Below are 457 nucleotides of genomic sequence, written 5' to 3' on the forward strand. Positions count from 1 at the left end.
CACGTGCTGATCGCTCATCCCGAGAGACATCCGGGAGCCGATATGGGCGACCGCCTTGCGGATCTCGTGCGGCGCGGCTGCCTCGTCCAGGTGACCGCCGCGCTGATCGCCGAGGGCCCAGCGTCCGAGCCGCTTCTCGATCTCGCCCGCCGCGGCCTGGTGCACGTGCTCGGCAGCGACTCCCACTCCGCCAGGATCGGTCGGCCGGTGGCGCTCTCCGCGGGCCTCGAGCGCCTGCGGGTGGCGGCGCCGCTGCAGGCGCACCTCGAGTGGGTCGCGCACCGGGCGCCTGCGGCGATCGTGGACGGCGAGGATCTCGTGCCGCCCTTTGCGGTGAGCTAGGCGCTACGCGAACGCGCGCAGCTCGACCTGCGCTGCGATCTCCTCGATCACCGGGCGCGCGCCGGTGCCGAGGCCGTGGCGGAGGAAGTTGACGGCACCTGCCGCCGCCGCGGTC

General features: G+C 74.2%; 1 protein-coding gene. It reads left to right on the forward strand.

Annotation, left to right across the window (positions count from 1 at the left end; all coding sequences use genetic code 11):
* The coding region (locus tag I6F37_RS39440; protein ID WP_225154293.1) for a hypothetical protein at nucleotides 1-342 on the forward strand (342 nt) is incomplete at its 5' end.
* Between the last annotated feature and the right edge of the window lie 115 nt (nucleotides 343-457).

The sequence above is a fragment of the Bradyrhizobium sp. NBAIM08 genome, assembly GCF_020193935.1.
GTDB classification, from domain to species: domain Bacteria; phylum Pseudomonadota; class Alphaproteobacteria; order Rhizobiales; family Xanthobacteraceae; genus Bradyrhizobium; species Bradyrhizobium yuanmingense.